This is a genomic window from Nitrobacter sp. MLSD-S21, from assembly GCF_058809865.1.
This window is the reverse complement of sequence record NZ_JBXASZ010000007.1, coordinates 60,138-81,201: the sequence shown is the minus strand read 5'-3', so window position 1 is coordinate 81,201 and position 21,064 is coordinate 60,138. Positions and strand designations below refer to the sequence as shown.

18 protein-coding genes and 1 pseudogene are annotated in these 21,064 nt (G+C 60.9%); 9 read left to right on the top strand and 10 right to left on the bottom strand.

Annotated features, from left to right (window positions below; genetic code table 11):
• Positions 1 to 4: 4 nt before the first annotated feature.
• From AC1RT6_RS17190 to AC1RT6_RS17175, 4 genes are all read left to right on the top strand, one after another.
• Positions 5 to 934 (top strand): metal ABC transporter solute-binding protein, Zn/Mn family, encoded by a 930-nt coding sequence (locus AC1RT6_RS17190; protein WP_244553528.1) that lies wholly within the window; start codon positions 5 to 7, stop codon positions 932 to 934.
• 120 nt (positions 935 to 1,054) lie between these two features.
• Positions 1,055 to 2,131 (top strand): CobW family GTP-binding protein, encoded by a 1,077-nt coding sequence (locus AC1RT6_RS17185; RefSeq protein WP_079447835.1) that lies wholly within the window; start codon positions 1,055 to 1,057, stop codon positions 2,129 to 2,131.
• Positions 2,131 to 3,144 (top strand): WD40 repeat domain-containing protein, encoded by a 1,014-nt coding sequence (locus AC1RT6_RS17180; RefSeq protein ID WP_079447766.1) that lies wholly within the window; start codon positions 2,131 to 2,133, stop codon positions 3,142 to 3,144. Before AC1RT6_RS17185 ends, AC1RT6_RS17180 begins: the two co-directional genes overlap by 1 nt.
• A gap of 200 nt (positions 3,145 to 3,344) precedes the next feature.
• Positions 3,345 to 3,686 (top strand): single stranded DNA-binding domain-containing protein, encoded by a 342-nt coding sequence (locus tag AC1RT6_RS17175; protein WP_079447834.1) that lies wholly within the window; start codon positions 3,345 to 3,347, stop codon positions 3,684 to 3,686.
• 69 nt (positions 3,687 to 3,755) lie between these two features.
• Here AC1RT6_RS17175 and AC1RT6_RS17170 read toward each other — a convergent pair whose 3' ends face one another.
• The 6 genes from AC1RT6_RS17170 to AC1RT6_RS17145 all read right to left on the bottom strand — a co-directional run bounded on the left by AC1RT6_RS17170 (position 3,756) and on the right by AC1RT6_RS17145 (position 10,108).
• The gene (locus AC1RT6_RS17170; RefSeq protein WP_173816025.1) at positions 3,756 to 5,192 is read right to left on the bottom strand and encodes a homospermidine synthase; all 1,437 of its coding nucleotides are present in this window, start codon (positions 5,190 to 5,192) and stop codon (positions 3,756 to 3,758) included.
• 143 nt (positions 5,193 to 5,335) lie between these two features.
• Positions 5,336 to 6,292, bottom strand: a complete 957-nt coding sequence (locus AC1RT6_RS17165) for a cation diffusion facilitator family transporter (RefSeq protein ID WP_079447765.1) — start codon at positions 6,290 to 6,292, stop codon at positions 5,336 to 5,338.
• Between the two features lie 181 nt (positions 6,293 to 6,473).
• The gene (gene rnk / locus AC1RT6_RS17160) at positions 6,474 to 6,926 is read right to left on the bottom strand and encodes a nucleoside diphosphate kinase regulator (RefSeq protein WP_079447764.1); all 453 of its coding nucleotides are present in this window, start codon (positions 6,924 to 6,926) and stop codon (positions 6,474 to 6,476) included.
• A gap of 397 nt (positions 6,927 to 7,323) precedes the next feature.
• Complete coding sequence (locus tag AC1RT6_RS17155) at positions 7,324 to 7,923, bottom strand: GNAT family N-acetyltransferase (protein WP_079447763.1); 600 nt, start codon at positions 7,921 to 7,923, stop codon at positions 7,324 to 7,326.
• Between the two features lie 135 nt (positions 7,924 to 8,058).
• The gene (locus AC1RT6_RS17150) at positions 8,059 to 9,201 is read right to left on the bottom strand and encodes a type III PLP-dependent enzyme (RefSeq protein WP_079447762.1); all 1,143 of its coding nucleotides are present in this window, start codon (positions 9,199 to 9,201) and stop codon (positions 8,059 to 8,061) included.
• Positions 9,202 to 9,847: 646 nt separating this feature from the next.
• The gene (locus AC1RT6_RS17145) at positions 9,848 to 10,108 is read right to left on the bottom strand and encodes a hypothetical protein (protein ID WP_079447832.1); all 261 of its coding nucleotides are present in this window, start codon (positions 10,106 to 10,108) and stop codon (positions 9,848 to 9,850) included.
• A gap of 149 nt (positions 10,109 to 10,257) precedes the next feature.
• On the opposite strand from AC1RT6_RS17145, the gene AC1RT6_RS17140 reads away from it, so the two are divergent.
• Positions 10,258 to 12,354, top strand: a complete 2,097-nt coding sequence (locus tag AC1RT6_RS17140) for a M3 family metallopeptidase (protein ID WP_079447761.1) — start codon at positions 10,258 to 10,260, stop codon at positions 12,352 to 12,354.
• Between the two features lie 21 nt (positions 12,355 to 12,375).
• On the opposite strand, the pseudogene AC1RT6_RS17135 reads toward AC1RT6_RS17140, so the two are convergent.
• Positions 12,376 to 12,773: pseudogene (locus AC1RT6_RS17135) on the bottom strand (MAPEG family protein).
• Positions 12,774 to 12,861: 88 nt separating this feature from the next.
• Here AC1RT6_RS17135 and hemH point away from each other — a divergent pair.
• The 3 genes from hemH (at position 12,862) to AC1RT6_RS17120 (ending at position 15,671) form a co-directional block, all read left to right on the top strand.
• Positions 12,862 to 13,899, top strand: a complete 1,038-nt coding sequence (gene hemH / locus AC1RT6_RS17130) for a ferrochelatase (RefSeq protein ID WP_079447759.1) — start codon at positions 12,862 to 12,864, stop codon at positions 13,897 to 13,899.
• 303 nt (positions 13,900 to 14,202) lie between these two features.
• Entirely contained in the window at positions 14,203 to 15,198 is a 996-nt protein-coding gene (locus AC1RT6_RS17125; RefSeq protein WP_079447758.1) for an SPFH domain-containing protein, read from the top strand.
• A gap of 26 nt (positions 15,199 to 15,224) precedes the next feature.
• Positions 15,225 to 15,671: an NfeD family protein gene (locus AC1RT6_RS17120; protein ID WP_079447757.1), complete on the top strand. Its 447-nt coding sequence runs from the start codon at positions 15,225 to 15,227 to the stop codon at positions 15,669 to 15,671.
• 62 nt (positions 15,672 to 15,733) lie between these two features.
• On the opposite strand, the gene AC1RT6_RS17115 is transcribed toward AC1RT6_RS17120, so the two are convergent.
• Positions 15,734 to 16,747: a KpsF/GutQ family sugar-phosphate isomerase gene (locus tag AC1RT6_RS17115; RefSeq protein ID WP_079447756.1), complete on the bottom strand. Its 1,014-nt coding sequence runs from the start codon at positions 16,745 to 16,747 to the stop codon at positions 15,734 to 15,736.
• 193 nt (positions 16,748 to 16,940) lie between these two features.
• Between AC1RT6_RS17115 and AC1RT6_RS17110 the strand changes: the two genes are divergently transcribed.
• Positions 16,941 to 18,629 (top strand): outer membrane beta-barrel protein, encoded by a 1,689-nt coding sequence (locus AC1RT6_RS17110; RefSeq protein WP_079447831.1) that lies wholly within the window; start codon positions 16,941 to 16,943, stop codon positions 18,627 to 18,629.
• A gap of 52 nt (positions 18,630 to 18,681) precedes the next feature.
• On the opposite strand, the gene AC1RT6_RS17105 is transcribed toward AC1RT6_RS17110, so the two are convergent.
• Both AC1RT6_RS17105 and AC1RT6_RS17100 read right to left on the bottom strand, forming a co-directional pair.
• Positions 18,682 to 20,259, bottom strand: coding sequence for an FGGY-family carbohydrate kinase (locus AC1RT6_RS17105; RefSeq protein WP_472791413.1), 1,578 nt, complete (start codon positions 20,257 to 20,259; stop codon positions 18,682 to 18,684).
• A 131-nt stretch (positions 20,260 to 20,390) separates the two neighbouring features.
• The gene (locus AC1RT6_RS17100) at positions 20,391 to 20,954 is read right to left on the bottom strand and encodes a DUF2478 domain-containing protein (RefSeq protein WP_079447754.1); all 564 of its coding nucleotides are present in this window, start codon (positions 20,952 to 20,954) and stop codon (positions 20,391 to 20,393) included.
• Positions 20,955 to 21,064 lie beyond the last annotated feature (110 nt).

Below are 21,064 nucleotides of genomic sequence, written 5' to 3'. Positions count from 1 at the left end.
CGTCATGGCGCGGTCTCGTCTCGGAATATGGGTGATCGCGATCGTGTTGGCAGCGCTCGCGCCCGTCCGCGCCCAAGACCGCAGCGATGACCTCCACAGCGATGACCGGATTGCGGTGGTTGCGAGTTTTTCGATTCTCGGCGATTTCGCGCGGGCTGTTGGAGGCGCGCGGACCGGTGTCACAACCCTGGTCGGGACGAGCGGCGACGTGCATGTGTTTACCCCGACGCCGGCAGACGCCAAAAAGGTCGCGGCCGCGAGACTGGTCATTGTCAACGGCCTCGGCCTCGAAGGCTGGCTGCCGCGGCTGGTGCAGGCCTCTGGCGGCAACGCGGCGATCGTATTTGCGACCACAGGTGTCCCACTTCGCGCGGCCGATGCCGGTCAAACGGTGCACGGTGAGGGTTCGGCAGATCCTCATGCATGGCAGTCCGTTGCCAATGCCAAAATATACGTCGTTAATATTCGAGATGCACTGATTGCGGCCGACCCCGCGGGCGAAGCGGTCTATCGGGACAACGCCGCCGACTATCTCGCGAAATTGGATGCGCTGGATCAGGAGGTTCGCGAGGCAGTGGCCCGGATTCCGCCAGAGCGTCGCAAAGTGATCTCGGCCCACAATGCCTTCACCTATTTCGAGGCGGCCTATGGCATCGCTTTCATCGCTCCGCAGGGCGTATCGACCGACAGTGAGGCGAGCGCGCGCGATATCGCCGCCACGGTCACGCAGATCAGGACCGCTAAAATCCCGGCCGTGTTTCTGGAAAATCTCAGCGATCCGCGGCTGATCAGCCAAATCGCCACTGAGGCCGGGGCACGGGTCGGAGGGACGCTCTATTCTGACAGTTTGAGCGATGAAAAGGGCGACGCCCCCACTTACATTGCCATGGTCCGGCATAATATAAAGGCGTTGATGAGCGCGCTGGCGGAATAGTCGCGGGCTTGCCTTCCCCAGGAAGGATCGCGAAGCGGCTCGTGTGGTCGCCGAGTGCTGCGCGTGCTATTCAACCCCACCTCCCTCCGCAAGGTGAGCGGAACAGCCCCGAGTTCATTGATGTCTGACATAAACGCCTCCGCCTCGACAAAAATTCCCGTAACCGTGCTGACAGGCTATCTCGGCGCCGGCAAAACCACGCTTTTGAACCGTATCCTGTCTGAAAATCACGGCAAGAAATACGCCGTGATCGTCAACGAATTCGGCGAAATCGGCATCGACAACGATCTGATTATCGGCGCCGACGAGGAAGTGTTCGAAATGAACAATGGCTGCGTCTGCTGCACGGTGCGCGGCGACCTGGTGCGTATTCTCGAAGGCCTGATGAAACGCAAGGGCAAGTTTGACGCCATCATCGTCGAGACTACGGGTCTTGCCGATCCTGCGCCGGTAGCGCAGACTTTCTTCGTTGACGAAGACGTGCAGAACAATGCGCGCCTTGATGCCGTGGTGACGGTGGCCGACGCCAAGTGGCTGAGCGAGCGGCTGAAGGATGCGCCCGAGGCAAAAAACCAGATCGCCTTCGCCGACGTCATCGTTTTGAACAAGACCGATCTGGTGTCGGCACCGGAGCTGGCCGAGGTGGAAGCGCGGATTCGCGGCATCAATCCCTACGCCAAGCTGCATCGTACCGAGCGCTGCCAGGTGGCGTTGTCGGATGTTCTGGAACGCGGTGCGTTCGATCTCGACCGGATCCTCGAGCTCGAGCCGGATTTCCTCGAGAATGACGGTCACGACCATCATCACCACCACGATCATGACCATCACGACCACGACCATCATGGTCACGATCATCACGATCACGATCATGGCCACGGTTCGAAGCATTATCACGACGAGGAGATGCAGTCGCTGTCTCTGCGTTCGGACAAGCCGCTCGAGCAGGACAAGTTCATGCCTTGGCTGCAGGAGCTCCTGGCGGCGGAGGGACAAAAGATTCTGCGGTCGAAAGGTATTATGGCGTTTAGCGGTGACGACGATCGCTACGTCTTCCAGGGCGTCCACATGATGCTGGAGGGCAGCCGCCAGCGTGCATGGAAGCCTGACGAGAAGCGGGAGAGTCGTCTCGTCTTCATTGGCCGCGAATTGCCGGAAGCCTTGATCCGTGAAGGCTTTCAGAACTGCATCGCCGCGTGATGAAAGACACCGCTCAGCAGCAGCACGCGATGGCCTCAATTGGCGAGCGCGTGCGTCCCGTCACCATCGGTTCACCGGTGGCAGCCCTCTACTTCATCGGTGATCGCGCCGCGTTCGTCGGCGACGAGGAAACAATCACGCTCGTCTCCGGCGACGGCGAGAAGGTCGCGGTGACCGTTCATGGCGGCGCGATCCTGTCGTCGGTTTCGGATGGTAAACGGATCGTCACGGGTGGCGACGACGGCAAGGTTGTCGCACTCGACATGAATGGCGAGAGTTCGGTTCTCGTGACCGACGCAAAGCGCCGCTGGATCGACAACGTCGCGGTCCACCACGATGGCGCGCTTGCATGGTCCGCTGGCAAGACCGCTTTCTTGCGCGGCCTTAAGGGTGAGGAAAAGTCGATCGAAGCACCTTCGAGTGTTGGAGGACTTGCGTTCGCGCCGAAGGGCTTACGACTCGCGCTTGCGCACTACAACGGCGTGTCACTGTGGTTTCCGAACATGACGGCTGCGCCAGAGCGGCTGGAATGGGCCGGCTCGCATCTCGGCGTCACCTTCAGTCCCGACGGCAGGTTTATCGTCACCACCATGCACGAGCCGGCGCTGCATGGTTGGCGGCTGGCCGATGCGCAGCATATGCAAATGACTGGCTATCCCAGCCGCGTCAAATCCATGTCATGGGCCATGGCTGGAAAATTTCTGGCGACATCTGGCGCGGACCGGGTGGTGGTTTGGCCCTTTGCCAGCAAAGACGGACCGATGGACAAGGAGCCGGTTATGCTGGCTCCGTTGCAGACCCGCGTCACTGCGGTCGCTTGCCATCCGACCCAAGACTTTCTCGCCGCCGGATACGAGAACGGCATCATCTTGATGGTGCGGATCACAAACGGCGCCAAGGTTGTCGTCCGCCACGACGGTGATGCAGCTGTCACGGCGCTGGCATGGAATGCGAAGGGCTCGATGCTGGCCTTTGCCCTGCAGAACGGCGACGCGGGGCTGGTCGATCTCTAAGAACCTTCCCGCTTCTGATAGGATCAGAAGCGGGGCTATTCTACTGTGACGCGTTGTCTTGGCGCGAACCGGTAATCCACTTCGCTCGAAAACGCTTTACGCGATAGATTTGTTGAGGCCGGCTCTAAGGTTGGTTTCGAAAGGGAACTTTGCGCGCGACGAGTTGTTGGTCTCTGACCATAGCGGTGGGGAGCCTCATGATGGCGAGCAAACGCAACGGCGATACGAAAAAAGACAACGATGCGAAAGCTGGTCTGACGACCGTGCTCATCGCCGCTATCGGTTTGATGGTGTCCGGTATCTCCCTGTCGTTCGCGCAGGGAGAGAGAGTGATCGCGCAGACGTCGCCACCGCAAACCCAGCCTGTGCCCGCCGGTAAAGAGAATGGTCCGGCCGAATCAAAGCCGGGCGGTACCCGTCCGACGACGCCCGCGCCTGAACCTGCACGGCCCGATTCTGATGAGGCGGGGCATGCAAACCCTCAACCGGCGCTGCCTCCCGCGCCGGCAGAGAAGGTCGCTCCACCGATTAACGGACATTAAGAGCCGCAGGCCGGACGAAACCTCTCCTGCCTGCGCATGGGCTGTTTGTTCTCCCGTATCTCGCACGGATTACCGAACCAGAACGTTTCTGAACTGCCATGGATCCGCTGTATCGATGTCCTCCGGAAAGAGTCCGGGGCGATCGGTCAGCGGTGTCCAGTCGGTGTAATAGCCCTTTACAGGACCGAGATAGGGACGCTGGATTTCGAGGCAGCGGCGGAAGTCCATCTCGTCGGCCTCGACGATGCCGGCTTCCGGATTTTCCAGCGCCCAAACCATGCCGGCCAGCACCGCGGATGAGACCTGCATGCCGGTGGCGTTCTGATAAGGCGCAACGCGGCGGGTTTCTTCGATCGAGAGTTGCGAGCCGAACCAATAGGCGTTCTTGCTGTGGCCGTACACCAGCACGCCAAGCTCGTCTATGCCGTCAACGATCTCCGTTTCATCGAGGATGTGCCACTTCGGCTGCATCTTGCCTTCCGCACCGAACATCTCGTGCAACGACAGCACCGCGTCGTTCGCCGGGTGATAGGCATAGTGGCAGGTCGGGCGATAGATCACCTTCTGGCCGTCGCGCACCGTGAAGTAGTCGGCGATCGAGATCGCCTCGTTGTGCGTGACCAGAAAACCATACTGTGCTTCCGGCGTTGGGCACCATGAACGTACGCGCGTGTTGGCGCCGGGTTGCAGCAGATAGATCGCGGCCTGACATCCAGTGTCGTGCTTGCGGCCGTTTTCGGGCATCCACTTTTCATGTGTGCCCCAGCCAAGTTCGGCGGGTTGCATTCCTTCGGAGACGAATCCCTCCACCGACCAGGTATTGACGAACACATTCATCGGCCTCGGCGTCTTCGAACGCTGGGTGTCGCGCTCGGCGATGTGAATGCCCTTGACGCCGAGCTTGTGCGCGAGCTGGCCCCAGCCTTCGCGGCTCTTCGGTTCGTTGAACGCTGTGTTCGTATCGCGCGCGATGTCGAGCAGCGCCTGTTTGACGAACCACGACACCATGCCGGGGTTGGCGCCGCAGGTGGAAACCGCGGTGGTGCCGCCTTCGCTCTTGCGCTTGGCGGCGAGCAACGTTTCGCGCAGCGCGTAGTTGGAGCGCTTTTCGGGGCCAGCGCTCTTGTCGAAATAGAATCCGAGCCACGGCTCGACCACGGTGTCGATGTAGAGTGATCCGATCTCGCGACACATGGTCATGAGATCGACTGAGCCGGTATCGACCGACAGATTGACGCAGAAGCCCTGACCGCCGCCTTCCGTCAGCAGGGGAACCAGAACATCATGATAGTTGTCGCGGGTAATGGCCTGCCTGATGAATCTGACGCCGTGTTTTTTTGCCAGCGTATCGTCCGCATGCGGATCGACGATGACGAATCGCGACTTGTCGAACTCGAAATGCTTCTCGATCAGCGGCAGAGTGCCTTTTCCGATCGAACCGAATCCGATCATGACGATCGGCCCGGTGATGCGTGCATGCACGGACGAAGCATTGGACGACATCATATATCTCCAGATTGTCGGGAAATTGCGCGCCCGCAAAAGCGGCCGCTGAGCATCCCTGAAAACGATAAAACGCCGATGAAATCAAGGCCCCGCGCACGGTTCCGCGATGTCATGCCGCGGTCATATGATTATAGATGTCATAATCATACGACATGGTCGGGCGCGAGCGCGCATTCGACGTCGACGGATGTTTCGATTTGCAGCGTGGCATGGCCGATTCCAAATCGATGCTGCAACTCATGGCAGGTCTCGATCAAGAAGGCATCGCCTGGGTTTCCAGCCGGCATGACAAGGTGAGCGGTCAGCGCTGTTTCGGTGGTACTCATCGCCCAGATATGAAGGTCGTGAATCGAGGCAACGCCGGAATGTCCGGTGAGGAAGGCGCGCACCGCGGCCGGATCGATGCCCGAAGGTACGGCGGCCAGTGTCATCGCGGTACTTTCGCGCAGAAGGCTCCATGTGCCCGCGACGATGACCGCGACGATGACGAGACTCATCGCCGGATCGAGCCAAAGCCATCCCGTCGCCATGATCGCGGTGGCAGCCAGAACCACGCCGAACGAAACGGCGGCATCCGCCATCATATGCAGATAGGCGCCCCGAATATTGAGATCGGTGTTGCGGCCCGATGCGAACAGCCACGCGGTGATGCCGTTGATGATGATTCCGGTGGCGGCGACAACGATCACGGTCAGGCTCTCAATCGGCTCGGGATGGATCAGGCGCTGGATCGCCTCGAGCAGGATCGCTCCGCATGCGATCAGCAAAAGGATCGCATTCGCGAGCGCCGCCAGGATCGATGTTTTGCGAAGGCCATAGGTCAGACGCGGCGTCGGCGGGCGCTGCGATAGTACGGCTGCGATCCACGCCACCAGCAATCCAAGCACGTCGGATAGATTGTGTCCCGCATCGGCGAGCAGCGCGGTGGAGTTTGCAACGAAGCCGTAGCCGGCCTCAATCAGGACGAAGGCCGCATTCAGACCGATTCCGATCGCGAAGGCACGACCGAAATTTGCGATCTGACCATGGTCACCATGAGTATGCCCGCCATGACCATGACAAGCACGATGGGAATGGTCATTATGGTGGCCGCCCGTCATGCGCCAAGTCTATAGCGTTTTGAAGCGAACTGGACAACGCGGCGATCGGAAGCTGGATTCCGGTTTTAGTGCCATCAAAGCCGGAAATAACACGCTGCTGACGACTGCGCATGGTCACCGGGCCTGATTTTGATAACGTCGTGCGCCTGCCCCTAACAGGGTGGAGACAGGCGCATGACTGCTATTTACGGTCCGCCATTGGCCAGTGCGACCAGACAGCGATCACGGTCAGCGAACGCCATCCGCCGGAGGGGGTTTGAAATTCGATGCTCTGTCCCGTAGACAGGCCGATAAGGGCCGCGCCGACAGGTGTGAGAATCGAGATCTTGCCGGCATCGACGTCGGCGTCTTCCGGATAAACAAGAACGACTTTACGCTTTTCGCCGCTGATGTCGTCGACGAACGTCACTTCGGATTGCATCGTCACGAGATTGACCTTGCGCCTCAGGCCGCTGATGTCGTCGATGACGGAGCGATCGGCGGGAATGATTTCGGCGCGGTCGATTTCCCGGGCGAGAAATTCTGCCGTCGTGGGATGTTTCTCCATCGCAGCTTCGGCAAGGTGCCGCAAGCGGTCGATATCGTGTGTGCTAATGGCGATGGCGGGGAGGCGTATCTGCAGATTGTCGAGCATGTCTTTCACCGCGAGTTGGTCGTAGTGAATGATCGTCTGTTGATTAGACGATCACCGACGACGACGGCACAACATGCGATGCAAGGCATCGCTCGATGTGCCTAAGAAACAATGGTCAGGTGGGAATGCGGTCGAACTTGAATAATCCCGGACGGCACACGTCCGCCCGGGTCACCTTCCTGCGTGAAGGTGACCAGCGCGCAGCAACAAACGATTATTGCAAACGTTCGACATGATCATGCCAACGTAGGGTGATCCACGTGGAAGTCAATACTCCGGCTGGACCAGGGCATTATATCCCTCGGCGAGAGCACGGCGTTTGTCGAATTCCGTCCTCGGCGCGAGCGTTGCTTACACGCGCCCGCTCTTGAAACGAGCATCGTCCGTCGTGATGTGTTCATGCCGCGCACGGCATCGGCCGCGCAATTTCCCGGGCGTGAGCTCGCCGCATTTTCGAAACCCGAGCGCCTGTCGGTACGATCAGGCCAGAAGCGCCTTCAAGCGCAGCCTTGCGCAGTTCGACAGCGAGCAGCCGGTCGCGCTCGAACGGGCCGGGCAGGAGAAGGTTGCCAGTTTTGAATGCCGAGAAACCGAAGCGCGCGTAATACGGCGCATCGCCAAGCAGGATTACGGCGCCATGGCCGTGCGCCTGCGCAAGCTCGAGCGCGCGCTCCATCAATGCGGCTCCCACGCCAAGCTTGCGATGGGACGCAGCGACCGCGAGAGGACCGAGCGCCAGCGCGGCGACACCCTCGGCGCTGACGTGCCACAGCCGCACGGTTCCAATCAGCTTGCCGTTATTAACCGCCGCTAAAGCGAGGTCCTCGGCCGGTTTCCGTCCGTCACGCAGACGCTGGCAGGTCCGCGCATGGCGGCCGTCGCCGAAGCTTGCGTCGAGCAATGTTTCGCGCGCGGCGACGTCGGAAGGGCGCTCCGCGCGGATCGCGAAGGAAGAAATTTCGCTGTGGGCGACGATTTTCTTGAGAACAGCATTCATGGCGCGTCATCCCCACTCTGGCGACTCGAATAGCCGCGCGGAGTTTGTCAGCAATCATTGTGATGGGGGGAAGCCGGTGGACCGGCTTCCGGTTTCTCTTTCAGCTCTCCGCGAACGGAGAGGAAGAGCTTGCGCTCAGATGTGATAGGTCTTCAGCGGCGGAAAGCCGTTGAAGGCCACCGAAGAGTAGGTCGACGTATAAGCGCCGGTGCCTTCGATCAGCAGCTTGTCGCCGATCTCGAGCGTCACGGGCAATGGATACGGCTGCTTCTCGTAGAGCACGTCGGCGGAGTCGCAGGTCGGGCCTGCCAGCACGCATGGTGTCATCTCGGCGCCATCATGCGGCGTCCTGATTGCGTAGCGGATCGATTCGTCCATGGTCTCCGCGAGGCCGCCGAACTTACCGATGTCGAGATAGACCCAGCGGTTCTCGTCACCGACGCTCTTCTTTGAGATCAGAACAACCTCAGCCTCGATCACGCCGGCGTTGCCGACCATGCCGCGGCCCGGCTCGATGATGGTCTCAGGGATCTGATTGCCGAAGTGCTTGCGCAGTGCGCGGAAAATCGATCGGCCGTACTGCACGACCGGCGGAACTTCCTTCAGGTACCTCGTCGGGAAGCCCCCGCCCATGTTGACCATGGTCAGGTTGATGCCACGTTCGCCGCAGTCGCGGAACACTTGCGAGGCCATCGTCAGAGCACGATCCCAAGCTTTCACCTTGCGCTGCTGCGAACCGACATGGAACGAAATGCCGACCGGTTCGAGACTTAGGCGTTTAGCGAGATCAAGCACCTCGACCGCCATCTCCGGATCGCAGCCGAACTTGCGCGACAGCGGCCACTCGGCACCCGCACAATCATAGAGGATACGGCAGAACACCTTCGCCCCCGGAGCGGCGCGGGCGATCTTCTCGACCTCCGCATTGCAATCCACCGCGAACAAACGAATGCCGAGCGCATAGGCGCGCGCGATATCGCGCTCCTTCTTGATGGTGTTGCCGAAGGAGATACGATCCGGCGTCGCGCCGGCAGCAAGCGCCATTTCGATTTCGGCGACGGTCGCGGTGTCGAAGCACGACCCGAGCGAGGCAAGCAGGCTCAACACCTCGGGTGCAGGGTTTGCCTTCACGGCGTAGAACACGCGCGAGTCCGGCAACGCCTTCGCGAAGGTCTGGTAGTTGTCGCGCACGATGTCGAGATCGACCACGAGGCAGGGCTCGGTATCGTCTCCTTTGCTGCGACGGTCGCGCAGGAATTCCCGAATGCGTTCGGTCATAGCACCCTCCAAACGGTCCAGCGACGGACTCGTTCAAAATGACGTCGGCCTGAACGTTCTGGCGTCGTCGCACGATGGAGACGCGACAACGCCTTGAGCTCAGATCAACTGTGCTGCCGTGGATTGGTTGGGATGATCCCGCCCGCACACCTGGCAATGAAGGACAAGCCTTTTCAGTAGCCCGCGCCGGCGGTGGAAAGCCGGTAGAGACCAAAAAAGCCCGATCCGTCGTTGCTTTAAGTCGCGTCCCCCGTTGAGAGCGGGGTGCACCGGTTCGCCTCCGGCTGCCAGTCACGGTTGCAAGGAATAAAGCGCCTTCAATGGCATCCCTGGAGAGAGATGCTGGCCTCTCAGTCTCGATCGACTGAGCGACCCTCGGCCACTTCACCCTTGGCGGCTGTCCGGCCTCTTGTCCGGATACCCACCGACTGACACACGACCACAGGCACGTGCGAAATTGGGCAGGAACAGAGATAAGTCTTTTGATCAGGCTTCGCAACATTTTTCTTGGAACGAAGCTGTTTCTCCACGCCGTCGTCGATAGACGCGTTCGTGCGCCAATGATGAAGAGTTTAAAGTTGTTTAATGAAACGTCGGATGATGCGTACGAAGGATGCGGGTTGACCCTGTGCCGCAGCGGTTTGTCTCAGACTCGCCGTACGAAGGGCTCGACGCGTTGGGCGGCGCGGATGAAATTGATCATGACGAACACGCCGATCACGAACAGCACCGCTTGCAGGATATGGCCCTCCGTCTCGCTCAGTCCGAACAGAATCGCGAGCGCCCAGCCGCCGGCGAACGCTGCGCCGAACACTTCCGCGCCGATCAGTATCGCAGCCGAAATGACGGTGATGACGCTGGGCCAGATGATCTGGCGTGTGGCGGAAGGGGTTGGTTGTGAGCCCATGTCGGAGAATCCCGTTGCGACCGCAATGTCTCCGAAAATGCCTGCCGCGGCAAGCGCCAAAGGCCCCAAAGAGCCCCATCGCGTGTTATAGTTTTGGTGCCTTTGGATCGCGGCAAAAATGTGCAGCAACGGGCGAAAGCAGGACCGCCATGTCAGACACGCCTCAATCGTCGCCTATCGTTTCCGCCTCAGGCCCGGACAACCCGCTGCTGAAGGCGTGGCAGACGCCTTTCCAGACCGCGCCGTTCGGCGAGATCGGGCCTGAACACTTTTTGCCCGCCTTCGAACAGGCGTTCATCGACCATGCCGCCGAGGTCGCCGCTATCACCCACGATCCGTCGGCACCGGACTTCGCCAACACCATCATCGCGCTGGAACGCTCCGGCAGGCTGCTCGCGAAGGTCTCGGCAATATTTTACAATCTGGTGTCGGCGCACTCCAATCCGGAGCTGCTCGAGATCGACAAGGATGTCTCCTCGCGTTTGGCGCGGCATTGGAACCCGATCATGATGAACGCGGTGCTGTTCGGCCGCATCGCGCAACTCCACGAGAATCGCACCGCGCTCGGACTGACGGCCGAACAGTTACGACTGCTGGAACGCACCTACACGCGCTTCCACCGGGCTGGCGCCGGTCTCGACGAGGCCGCGAAGGCGCGGATGGCCGCGATCAACGAAAGGCAGGCTCATCTCGGCACCACCTTCAGCCACCATCTCCTCCGCGACGAACAGGAGTGGTTCCTCGAACTCGGCGAAGATGATCTAGACGGCCTGCCGGACAGCTTCATTGCAGCGGCGCGCGCCGCTGCGGAGGAACGCGTGCTGCCCGGCAAGGCCATCGTGACCACCTCGCGCTCCTCGGTGGAGACGTTTCTCAAGAGCTCGCGCCGCCGCGATCTGCGCGAAAAAGTCTACAAGGCATTCACCGCCCGCGGCGACAACGGCAACGCCAACGACAACAACGCAACCATCGTGGAGATCCTCGCGCTTCGCGAGGAAGCCGCACAACTCCTGGGCTACCCTAGCTTCGCCGTCTATCGGCTTGAGGATTCGATGGCCAAGACGCCGGAAGCCGCCCGTGGTCTTCTGGAGCGGGTCTGGAAGCCGGCCCGCGCGCGGGCGCTTGCCGACCGGGATGCCTTGCAGGGCTTGATCGCGGAGGAGGGCGGCAACTTCACCCTCGCGTCTTGGGACTGGCGTTACTACGCTGAAAAGCTGCGCCAGATCCGCGCTGATTTCGACGATGCCGCGATCAAGCCCTATCTGACACTGGAGGGCATGATCGCCGCGGCCTTCGATTGCGCGCATCGGCTGTTCGGGCTCTCTTTCTCAGAGCGCAAGGACATTCCGACCTGGCATCCGGACGTCCGGGTTTGGGAAGTGATGGACGCGGCCGGCAAGCATCAGGCGCTGTTCTATGGCGACTACTTCGCACGAGCCTCGAAGCGGTCCGGCGCCTGGATGACGACGCTGCGCGACCAGCAGACGCTCGACGGCGACATCGCGCCACTGGTGATCAACGTCTGCAATTTCGCCAAGGGTGCGGATGACCAGCCTGCGCTGCTGTCGCCGGACGATGCGCGCACGCTGTTCCATGAATTCGGACACGGCCTGCACGGCATGCTTTCAAATGTCACTTATCCCTCGCTGTCGGGCACCAGCGTGTTTACTGATTTCGTAGAGCTGCCCTCACAGCTCTACGAACACTGGCAGGAACAGCCGCAAGTGCTGCGACAGTTCGCAAAACACTACCAGACCGGAGAGCCACTTCCGGACGATCTGCTTGAGCGCTTCCTTGCGGCGCGACAGTTCAATCAGGGTTTTGCCACCATCGAATTCGTCGCTTCGGCGCTGATGGATCTGGAGTTTCACAGCCAGCCGGCCTCGACGATTTCCGATGTCGGAGCGTTCGAACGGGCCGGGCTGGAAAAGATCGGGATGCCGGCGGAAATCGCGATGCGGCACCGGCCGACCCAGTTCGGCCACATCTTCTCCGGAGATCACTACGCGGCTGGCTATTACAGCTATATGTGGTCGGAGGTGATGGACGCCGATGCGTTCGGAGCCTTCGAGGAGACCGGAGACATCTTCGATCAGCAGACGGCTAAGCGGCTGCACGATGATATTTATTCGTCGGGCGGTTCCCGCGATCCGGCAGAAGCCTACATCGCCTTCCGCGGCCGCAAACCGGAGCCGGAGGCGCTGTTGCGGCGACGTGGGTTGCTGGAAACGCCGCAGGCGGCTTAGAGGAGCTAACTTGCGCGCGTGTCATGAAGGCAGCCAGTGCCGGATCGCCGGCAGGAAGAAGATCGCGGTGTTGATGGCAAAGCCGATGCTCCAGAGGATCGACCGCAGCGTCGGTCGGTCGCCGATATAGGTCACAACGTAAGCGGCGCGGACGATCAGGAACAGGACCGCCAGTTCATCGACCAGATGCTGAGGCGCGGCGCGAAACTCCGAAAGCAGCACGGCTACCGCGAAAAACGGAAAGGTTTCGATGCCGTTGAGGTGTGCCCCGAGCGCTGGGCACGCAGCGGATCGTCGTAAAATCCCGGATCGCGCGGGCGGCCGTTGTCGAAACCGGGAGAGCCCAGCGCCTTGAACGGTACGATCGTCAGCAGGTACAGAATGACCGCACCGAAGATGCACCATTCGGCAACCGTCATGGCAATCCCCCTTCGCGGTCAATTTCGCAACAGTATCGGCAGATGCGCGGGCTTGACAAGAACGGGCAGGCGCGCGAATCCAGACGGTATGACGGTCGTTATTCCTATTGGTAAGGGTCGAACCGCGGCGGGTGCGCCGCGCGAGCGCGTCGGCGTTTTGCTCGTCAATCTCGGTACACCCGACACCGCCGATGCGCGCGGCTTGCGGGTCTATCTGAAGGAATTCCTGTCCGATCCGCGCGTGATCGAGAAGCAAGGCCTGATCTGGAAGCTGGCGCTGAACGGTGTCATTCTGAATACCCGTCCGCGCCGCAAGGCGCGCGACTACCTGAAGATCTGGAATACCGAGCGGAACGAGTCGCCGCTCAAGACCATTACGCGCGCGCAGTCCGACAAGCTGGGGGCTGCGATCACGGACCACGAGCACGTCGTCGTCGATTGGGCGATGCGTTATGGTAATCCGTCGATGCACTCGCGCATCGCAGCGCTGACGGCACAGGGCTGCGACAGGTTACTTGTGGTGCCGCTCTATCCACAGTATTCGGCCGCGACGACGGCCACCGTATGCGACGAGGCGTTTCGCGTGCTCGGCGAGATGCGCGCGCAGCCGACACTGCGGGTGACGCCGCCCTATTACGACGATCCCGACTATGTCGACGCGCTGGCGGTTTCAATCGAGAGGCATATCGCCTCGCTCTCGTTCACGCCCGAGATCATCATGGCGTCATTCCACGGAATGCCGCAGGCGTATGTCGACAAGGGCGATCCTTATCAGGCGCAATGCGTGGCGACCACGGAGGCCCTGCGTAAACGCATGGGGCTTGATGCGAAAAAGTTGATGCTGACGTTCCAGTCGCGCTTCGGCTTCGATCAATGGCTGCAGCCCTACACCGACAAGACCGTTGAGAAACTGGCGAAGGACGGCGTTAAGCGTATCGCCATTGTCACGCCTGGCTTCTCGGCGGACTGTCTGGAAACGCTGGAGGAAATCGCGCAGGAGAATGCGGAAATCTTCCGCCACAATGGCGGTGAGGAGTTTAGTGCGATTCCCTGCCTGAACGACAGCGATCCAGGCATGGATGTTATCCGGAAACTGGTGCTGCGCGAGCTTCAGGGCTGGATCTAGGCCACATCACTGCTCTTCATTCCGAAGACACAGAGCGCTGATCCTGACCACTGGTCTTTGCGGTTCTCGGCAGCCGGATTCGGGAACGACGGTGTTAAGTCTCTAGTCGTTCTAAAGCGTGCGTCCCTTTTTGCGCGCGAACCGAGAAACCATGATCGCCATGGTTTCTGTTGTCTCTCGATTTTGCTCAGTCGAACCTTACATCTATCGGTGGCGACTAACCGGGAGTTCACAGCTTTGCATTATGCGGGTGCCGCGGGCGCATTGCGTTCTTGAAGGACGGCGCCTCGCAGGGAGCATTTCATGACCGGCTTCGATATTTTCGCGATTGTTTTCGTGGCGCTCGTGATCCTGACGCTGTTGGCCGGCGTCAAGACCGTGCCGCAGGGCTACGACTGGACCATCGAACGGTTCGGCAAGTACACGCGGACGCTCGATCCCGGTCTCAATCTCATTGTTCCCTATATCGACCGGGTCGGGCGCAAAATGAACATGATGGAGCAGGTGATCGACATTCCCAAGCAGGAGGTCATCACCAAGGACAACGCGACCGTCAGCGTGGACGGCGTCGCCTTCTACCAGGTGTTCGATGCCGCCAAGGCGAGCTACGAGGTCGCGAACCTCAACCAGGCCATCGTGACGCTGACAATGACCAATATCCGCTCGGTGATGGGTTCGATGGACCTTGACCAGGTGCTGTCGCATCGTGATGAGATCAACGAGCGGCTGCTTCGCGTCGTGGATGCCGCGGTATCTCCGTGGGGTCTGAAGGTCAACCGCATCGAGATCAAGGACATCGTACCGCCTGCCGACCTCGTGCAGGCGATGGGCCGCCAGATGAAGGCCGAGCGGGAAAAACGCGCCGACATCCTTCAGGCTGAAGGCCAGCGCCAGTCGGCGATTCTCAAGGCCGAGGGGCAGAAGCAGTCGCAGATTCTCGAAGCCGAGGGCCGAAAGGAAGCCGCCTTCCGCGATGCTGAAGCACGCGAACGGTCGGCGGAAGCCGAGGCCAAGGCGACGCGCATGGTGAGCGAGGCGATCGCGAAGGGTGACGTAGCGTCACTCAACTATTTCATCGCTGATAAGTACATCAAGGCGTTCGGTCAGCTTGCAAACTCGCCCAACCAGAAAGTTGTGATGTTGCCGATGGAAGCCACCAGCATGCTGGCGTCCCTGGCCGGCATCGGCGAGATCGCCAGGGCCACCTTCGGCGAGAGTGCTGCGCCGGCTACGGCGACTGCACGGAGGGGGACGGTGCCCAATGCGGGTGCGCCGGCCTCGGTCCCTTCGCAGGGATAGGATAAACCGGGCGAAGGAGATCGTTTATGGGTGACATGTTCACGTCGCTGGGAACCTGGAACTGGTTGATCTTTGGCGTCGTTCTGATGGGCCTCGAACTGCTCGTGCCGGGCGTGTTCCTGTTCTGGCTGGGACTGGCGGCATTTCTGGTTGGTGTGCTGTCGTTCCTGATTGATCCAACGTGGCAAACGCAGCTCTTGATGTTTGCCGTGTTCGCAGTCGCCGCGGTGCCGTTATGGCGTCGGGTAGCGCGCTCGGATTCGAGCGCCGGCGACAGCCCGTTCCTCAACAAGCGCGCTCATGCGCTGGTCGGGCGCGTGTTCACGCTGGAGAAGCCGATCGTAGATGGGACGGGCACGGTGCGGATCGACGATACGATCTGGCGGATCGAAGGACCGGACGCGCCGGCCGGTAGCCGGGTGAAAATTGTGAAGGCGAACGGCGCGAGCCTGACAGTGGCTGCGGCATCGTAGCGCGCATCTGGCCCCCGCAGAGTACTAGGAAGATCCCGCGGGGGGGGGCCTTCGCTTGATGATCAAGCCACGCCCGCGCGCAGTAGGTCGTGCAAATGCACGATGCCGACCGGCTTTTTCCCATCGGTTACGATCAGCGCCGTGATCTTTGACGAGTTGAGGATTTCGAGTGCCTCGCCCGCCAGGAGGTCGCGTCCGATCGTCTTCGGATGGGGCGTCATGACATCGTCGACGCGAGCAGTCATCAGGTCGGGTCCCATGTGACGGCGTAGGTCGCCGTCGGTGACGATCCCGACCAGGTGACTCTGGCCGTCAATAACGCCGACGCAGCCGAACCCCTTTGACGTCATCTCGACCAGAGCATCCGACATCTTTGTGCCGAGCGGTTTCAACGGCAGGGCGTCGCCACTGTGCATGAGGTCGCGGGTGTATTTCAACAGTGCGCCGAGCTTGCCGCCGGGATGCAGAACGCTGAAGTCGACCGAGGTGAAGCCCCGGCCCTCCAGTAACGCGATGGCGAGCCCATCGCCGAGCGCGAGTTGCATCAGCGAGGACGTCGTCGGCGCGAGGTTATGCGGACAGGCTTCGCGCGCCTTGGGCTGCACCAGCGCGACATCTGCGGCTTTGCCCAGTGTAGAGTCGCGCTCGGCGGTCATGGCAATCAGGGGAATGCGAAAACGTTTGGCATAGGTGATGAGATTCTTCATCTCCGGCTGCTCGCCCGACCAGGACAGCGCCATGATGACATCATCGGGAGTGATCATGCCAAGATCGCCATGACTGGCTTCCGCCGCATGGACGAAGAAGGCAGGCGTCCCGGTCGAGGCAAAAGTCGCAGCGATCTTGCGGCCAATGTGGCCGGACTTGCCGAGACCGGTGACGATCAGCCGTCCTTTGGCGTTGCGGATCAGGTCCGCTGCAGCAGCGAACGCGGGACCGAGATCGGATCTGAGCGCCGCGGCAAGCGCCGACACGCCGCCAGCCTCCGCCTCGAAGGTCCGCAATGCGGACTCGATTGCGGCGTTCGCCCGATCGGTCATGGCGGGTGTCACTGTGCGTGATTCAAATGAGGTCATGCTGGTTCCACGCTGAGACACGGAAGCAATGTTTGGTCCGATCGTTGTGCTTAGCACGCCTACTTGTGCGATGCGATGCAGCTTCGCATTCTCAACGGCCCGTTAACCATAATTGTTTTAACTCCATTAACGATAGCAAGCCCGCTTCAGGCGAGCTTTTTAAGTTTATGTTTTGTTTGGAGTTTTCGGGATCGTGTCTACCGGTCCAGCGACGGGCTTTTGCCAGCGCGCGCCGACCTGGCGTGCGGTTTTGGTTTGCCTCGCGCTCATCGTTCCGGGGTGCGCGACTGTTGAGGCCCAGACACTCACCGGCGATGCCGTTACTCCGCTTCGGGGCGGGCTTTTTCAAGCGCAGGAGCCTTCCTTGCGTCGGACCGGGGATGCCGGCGGCGATATGGCGTTGGCGCCGTCAACAATGGCTCCCTCCCGCATCGGCAGAATTCCCACCTACGACATCCCCGCCGCGGCGGGTGCGGACGACACGGGCTATGATTCGCTCAATCGCCGGCGCAAGAAGCTGAAACTTTATCCCGGCACGCCGAAACCGAAGCAACCGCCGGGGCCGGGCAACTTTGTTCCCGTTCCGCCACCACCGCCGTTATCGATCCCGCCGTCATCGACCGCCAATACGACTCCGCTTGCCCCGGCGATGGCCGGGAAGGTCGAGGGGCAGCCCACGCGCCGCCGCCTGAAGCGCGATGACGATCCGTTCGGCCCCGTGGGCAATTACGTCGGCAGCTTTCTCGTGAAGTCGGCAGTCGAGCTTTGGGGTGGCTACAACACCAATCCCGGTCGCTTCAATAGGCCGGAGGGCTCGGCGTTCTATATGCTGTCGCCCGAATTCGTGGCTGCATCAAATTGGTCGCGACACTCCCTCCTTGTCGATTTTCGCGGATCGTTCACCGGATTTGGCAGAACTTTCCCGCCGGGGGCCGATAATCCACAGTCGATCGTGTCGGTGCCAACGAACGTGGATCGGCCGGACTTCATCGGCAGGGTCGATGGACGTCTCGACGTCAGGTACGATACCCGCATAAATTCGGAAGTGCGATTGCGGGTTAGTACCGACAATCCCGGCAGTCCCAACGTCCAGGCCGGTCTGATAAGGTATCCGATCTTTGCGACGACCGGGGGAACGGCCGGCATCGAACACGACTTCAACCGGCTGCAGGTTTCGCTGAACGGAATGGCAGACCGCACCATGTATCAGTACTCGCAATTGACGGACGGTACATCGACGTCCAACGATGACCGCAACTTCAATCAATACGGTGCCGTGGCGCGCGCGAGCTATGATCTATTGCCCGGCTTAAAGCCGTTCGGCGAAGTCGAGGCGGACACGCGAATCCGCGACACGCAATTCGATCGCAATGGCTTCCAGCGCGACTCCCGCGGCGGCTATGCCAAGATCGGGTCCAGCTTTGAATTGACACGTTTACTGATTGGCGAAGCCTCTATCGGCTATACCGCCCGGAACTATGCGGACCCGAGTCTCAGTCAGTTGACCGGCCTGCTCACCAGCGGGTCGCTGGTTTGGTTAGCGACGCCGCTGACCACGGCGAGGTTCACCACAGTGACCTTCGTCGATGAATCCATGGTGGCGGGTGTCTCCGGCGTACTGACACGCACCTACACTTTCGAGCTCAATCACGATTTCCGCCGCTGGCTGACCGCGATCGGCAGGTTCACCTATGGGACGCAAGAATATCAGGGGTCGACCCGTTCCGACCAGGTTTACTCGGTTTCCGGGGAGCTCGTTTACAGGCTGAGCCGCGAGTACCAGATCAGGGCCCAGGTGCGCCGCGACCTGCTGGATTCGAATATTGTCGGCGCAAGTTCGGTGGCGACTGTGGTGATGCTCGGCGTCCGGTTGCAGCGCTAGAGCCTTTCACCGCTCAATGAGAAGCGGAAGGCTCCTGCATCTTGCTGCCCAATCACACGAACTGCGACAATGCCCGGCGATGCTCGTGCATCATTAAGAACGCGCGGTAGCGCCGGTCGAAGAAATCGCGCGCCGCAGGAGCTGGCTGCACGGTTCGACCGATCCGGGTCATTGCCGCTGCGGCCGCGGTAACCGATGGATAAAGTCCACAGCCGGCTGCCGCGGCACATGCGGTTCCCAACAGCACGCCGTCTGGTTGTTCGGGCAGGGAAACCGCGACACCTGCGGCATCGGCGTAGAGCTGGACCAGCAGCGAGCTCGCAGCATGGCCTCCCGTCAGTCGGATATGGGCGATGTTATAGCCGGCGTCGTTCAGGGCATCGATGATGTGCCGTGTTCCCAGCGCGATGCCGACAGCGGTCGCGAAATAAAGCCGCGTTAACGACGTGGGTGAGGCGTCAAGGCGCAGTCCGTGGATCACGCCGACTGACTCCGGGTCGGCGAGCGGCGAGCGGTTGCCATGAAAGTCCGGCAGCACATGCAGATCCTCGACAAACGTGAATCTGCTTTCCGTCAGCGCTGCTTCGATTTGTGCCGCCATCACCGCATGTCGGTCCGCTCCAAGCGATCTGCCTTCGGCATGGAGGTCGAGAATGTGATCGAGCAACGAACCGGTGGCGGATTGACCACCTTCGTTCAGCCAGTAGCCCGGCAGCATCGCATCGTAATACGGACCCCATACTCCGGGAACTTGCCTCGGGTCGGGAGAGGCCGCCATGTGGCATGAGGATGTGCCGGCGATCATGGCGAGAGTCTTGTTGAGGCCGGGTGCGTCGAGGTTGCCAAGCATGCCGATACCGCCGGCATGGGCATCGATTGCGCCGACGCCGACAACACAGCCGCGGGGCAGGCCAAGCTGGTCGGCGCTTTCGGCGGTCAGTGGACCGGCACTTGTTCCGATCGGCAGCGTCGAGGCGGGAAGCGACGCTCTATCCTGCAAGTCATCGAGCCCGACTTGCGACAGGAAATCGCTTTGCCAGCCATGCCGCTCGTGGGAAAGATAAGTCCATTTGCATGTTACGGTGCAGGTGGAGACAGCGACCCGGCCCGTCGCCTTCCAGGTCAAGTAGTCGGTGAGGTCAAGCATAAGCCCGTAGCGGCGCCAGGCATTGGGACAATGTCGTTTCAGCCAAAGCAGCTTCGGAATTTCCATTTCCGGCGACATCACATTGCCGACGTGGTCAAGCACGCGATGGCGAGTGGCGGTGATCTCATCCGCTTCTGCCGCGGCCCGATGGTCGCCCCACATGATCACGTTCCAGCGATCATCGCCGGTGATAGAGGCCGTAACCGGCCGACCGCCGCGGTCTAGGGTGACGAGCGAGCAGGTGGCGTCGAAGGCGATGCCTTTGACCTCTTCGGCAGCGATGTGTCCGGCCGCAACGGCACCGCGTACCGCGTGGCAGACCGCTGCCCAGATCTCATCCGAACTATGCTCGGCATGATCGGTTTTGGGATGTGCGGTCGCAAACGGAGCTTCGGCGCGCGCCAGCAGGAGGCCGCCTGCGTCGAATACGCCTGCGCGCGCGCTGCTCGATCCGACATCCACCGCGATTACAAGGTCAGGCATGCGGCACCTACAAAGGAAACGCTGCCGTCGTGTCAAGGAGTTATCGCGTCAAGGAAGTTAAGCGGACAAGCCTCAATTCGACTTTGCAAGCACGCACGCGATCATGCTTGCGGCTCTCAGAGACGAGCAGCCTATTTGATAACTTCACAGACCGTCAAATGGTCCGGTGGACGCAGGCTGCCAGTAGGGGCCGACACGAGTCTCCACCACGCATCCAGCGATTTCCGGTCGCAACGCAGTTTGACGGTCATGCCGCCGGCAAATGTGATCCAGTCCGCAAAATAGTGGCTCGGCACCGCGATTACGACCGGAATGTCGGCGTCGAGCGCGCGCTCGATCAGATGGGCAAGGCCTCCGCCTTTGCGCTCCTGCCGGCCGAATCGGTTGACGATGAGGATATCCCCGCCTTCGTCGAGAGTCCGTGCAATCCGTTCGCCCGCGTTTGTCAACCGTTCGATGTCCAGCCGGCACCTCGCCGGGTCATGCGCAAGATTCTGATGGAGCCGAAGCTGCTCGCCGGTCGGGATCAGCGTTGCTGACAGGTCGGCATCAATGCGGTGGCGACCAAGCTGAACAATGCCCACCGCGAGGTGGCCGCTCTCGTTCAGATCGGAGGCAAATTCATGGAGGACATCATCGGGGTTCTCTCCCTCCGTATAGACTAGAGCGGCGAGGTCGCATTGGGCATCGAACATGATCCGTCTCTTTCTTACGTCGCAGCAGAGCTCGTCAACGATTACCCGGCGGGTCCGAGAGGCCTGCGATCACCTCCCGGGCCGCCTGCTCTTCGTCGTTGTATTTTTTA

Bases quoted from the DNA above. Each gene is read 5' to 3' on its own strand.
- AC1RT6_RS17175 (WP_079447834.1), top strand. From the start codon at position 3,345: ATGGCGAGCAAACGCAACGGCGATACGAAAAAAGACAACGATGCGAAA.
- AC1RT6_RS17170 (WP_173816025.1), bottom strand. From the start codon at position 5,192: ATGATGTCGTCCAATGCTTCGTCCGTGCATGCACGCATCACCGGGCCG.
- AC1RT6_RS17140 (WP_079447761.1), top strand. From the start codon at position 10,258: ATGTCAGACACGCCTCAATCGTCGCCTATCGTTTCCGCCTCAGGCCCG.
- AC1RT6_RS17105 (WP_472791413.1), bottom strand. From the start codon at position 20,259: ATGCCTGACCTTGTAATCGCGGTGGATGTCGGATCGAGCAGCGCGCGC.
- AC1RT6_RS17180 (WP_079447766.1), top strand. From the start codon at position 2,131: ATGAAAGACACCGCTCAGCAGCAGCACGCGATGGCCTCAATTGGCGAG.
- AC1RT6_RS17155 (WP_079447763.1), bottom strand. From the start codon at position 7,923: ATGAATGCTGTTCTCAAGAAAATCGTCGCCCACAGCGAAATTTCTTCC.
- AC1RT6_RS17125 (WP_079447758.1), top strand. From the start codon at position 14,203: ATGACCGGCTTCGATATTTTCGCGATTGTTTTCGTGGCGCTCGTGATC.
- AC1RT6_RS17185 (WP_079447835.1), top strand. From the start codon at position 1,055: ATGTCTGACATAAACGCCTCCGCCTCGACAAAAATTCCCGTAACCGTG.
- AC1RT6_RS17165 (WP_079447765.1), bottom strand. From the start codon at position 6,292: ATGACGGGCGGCCACCATAATGACCATTCCCATCGTGCTTGTCATGGT.
- AC1RT6_RS17100 (WP_079447754.1), bottom strand. From the start codon at position 20,954: ATGTTCGATGCCCAATGCGACCTCGCCGCTCTAGTCTATACGGAGGGA.
- rnk (WP_079447764.1), bottom strand. From the start codon at position 6,926: ATGCTCGACAATCTGCAGATACGCCTCCCCGCCATCGCCATTAGCACA.
- hemH (WP_079447759.1), top strand. From the start codon at position 12,862: ATGACGGTCGTTATTCCTATTGGTAAGGGTCGAACCGCGGCGGGTGCG.
- AC1RT6_RS17190 (WP_244553528.1), top strand. From the start codon at position 5: ATGGCGCGGTCTCGTCTCGGAATATGGGTGATCGCGATCGTGTTGGCA.
- AC1RT6_RS17115 (WP_079447756.1), bottom strand. From the start codon at position 16,747: ATGACCTCATTTGAATCACGCACAGTGACACCCGCCATGACCGATCGG.
- AC1RT6_RS17120 (WP_079447757.1), top strand. From the start codon at position 15,225: ATGGGTGACATGTTCACGTCGCTGGGAACCTGGAACTGGTTGATCTTT.
- AC1RT6_RS17150 (WP_079447762.1), bottom strand. From the start codon at position 9,201: ATGACCGAACGCATTCGGGAATTCCTGCGCGACCGTCGCAGCAAAGGA.
- AC1RT6_RS17145 (WP_079447832.1), bottom strand. From the start codon at position 10,108: ATGGGCTCACAACCAACCCCTTCCGCCACACGCCAGATCATCTGGCCC.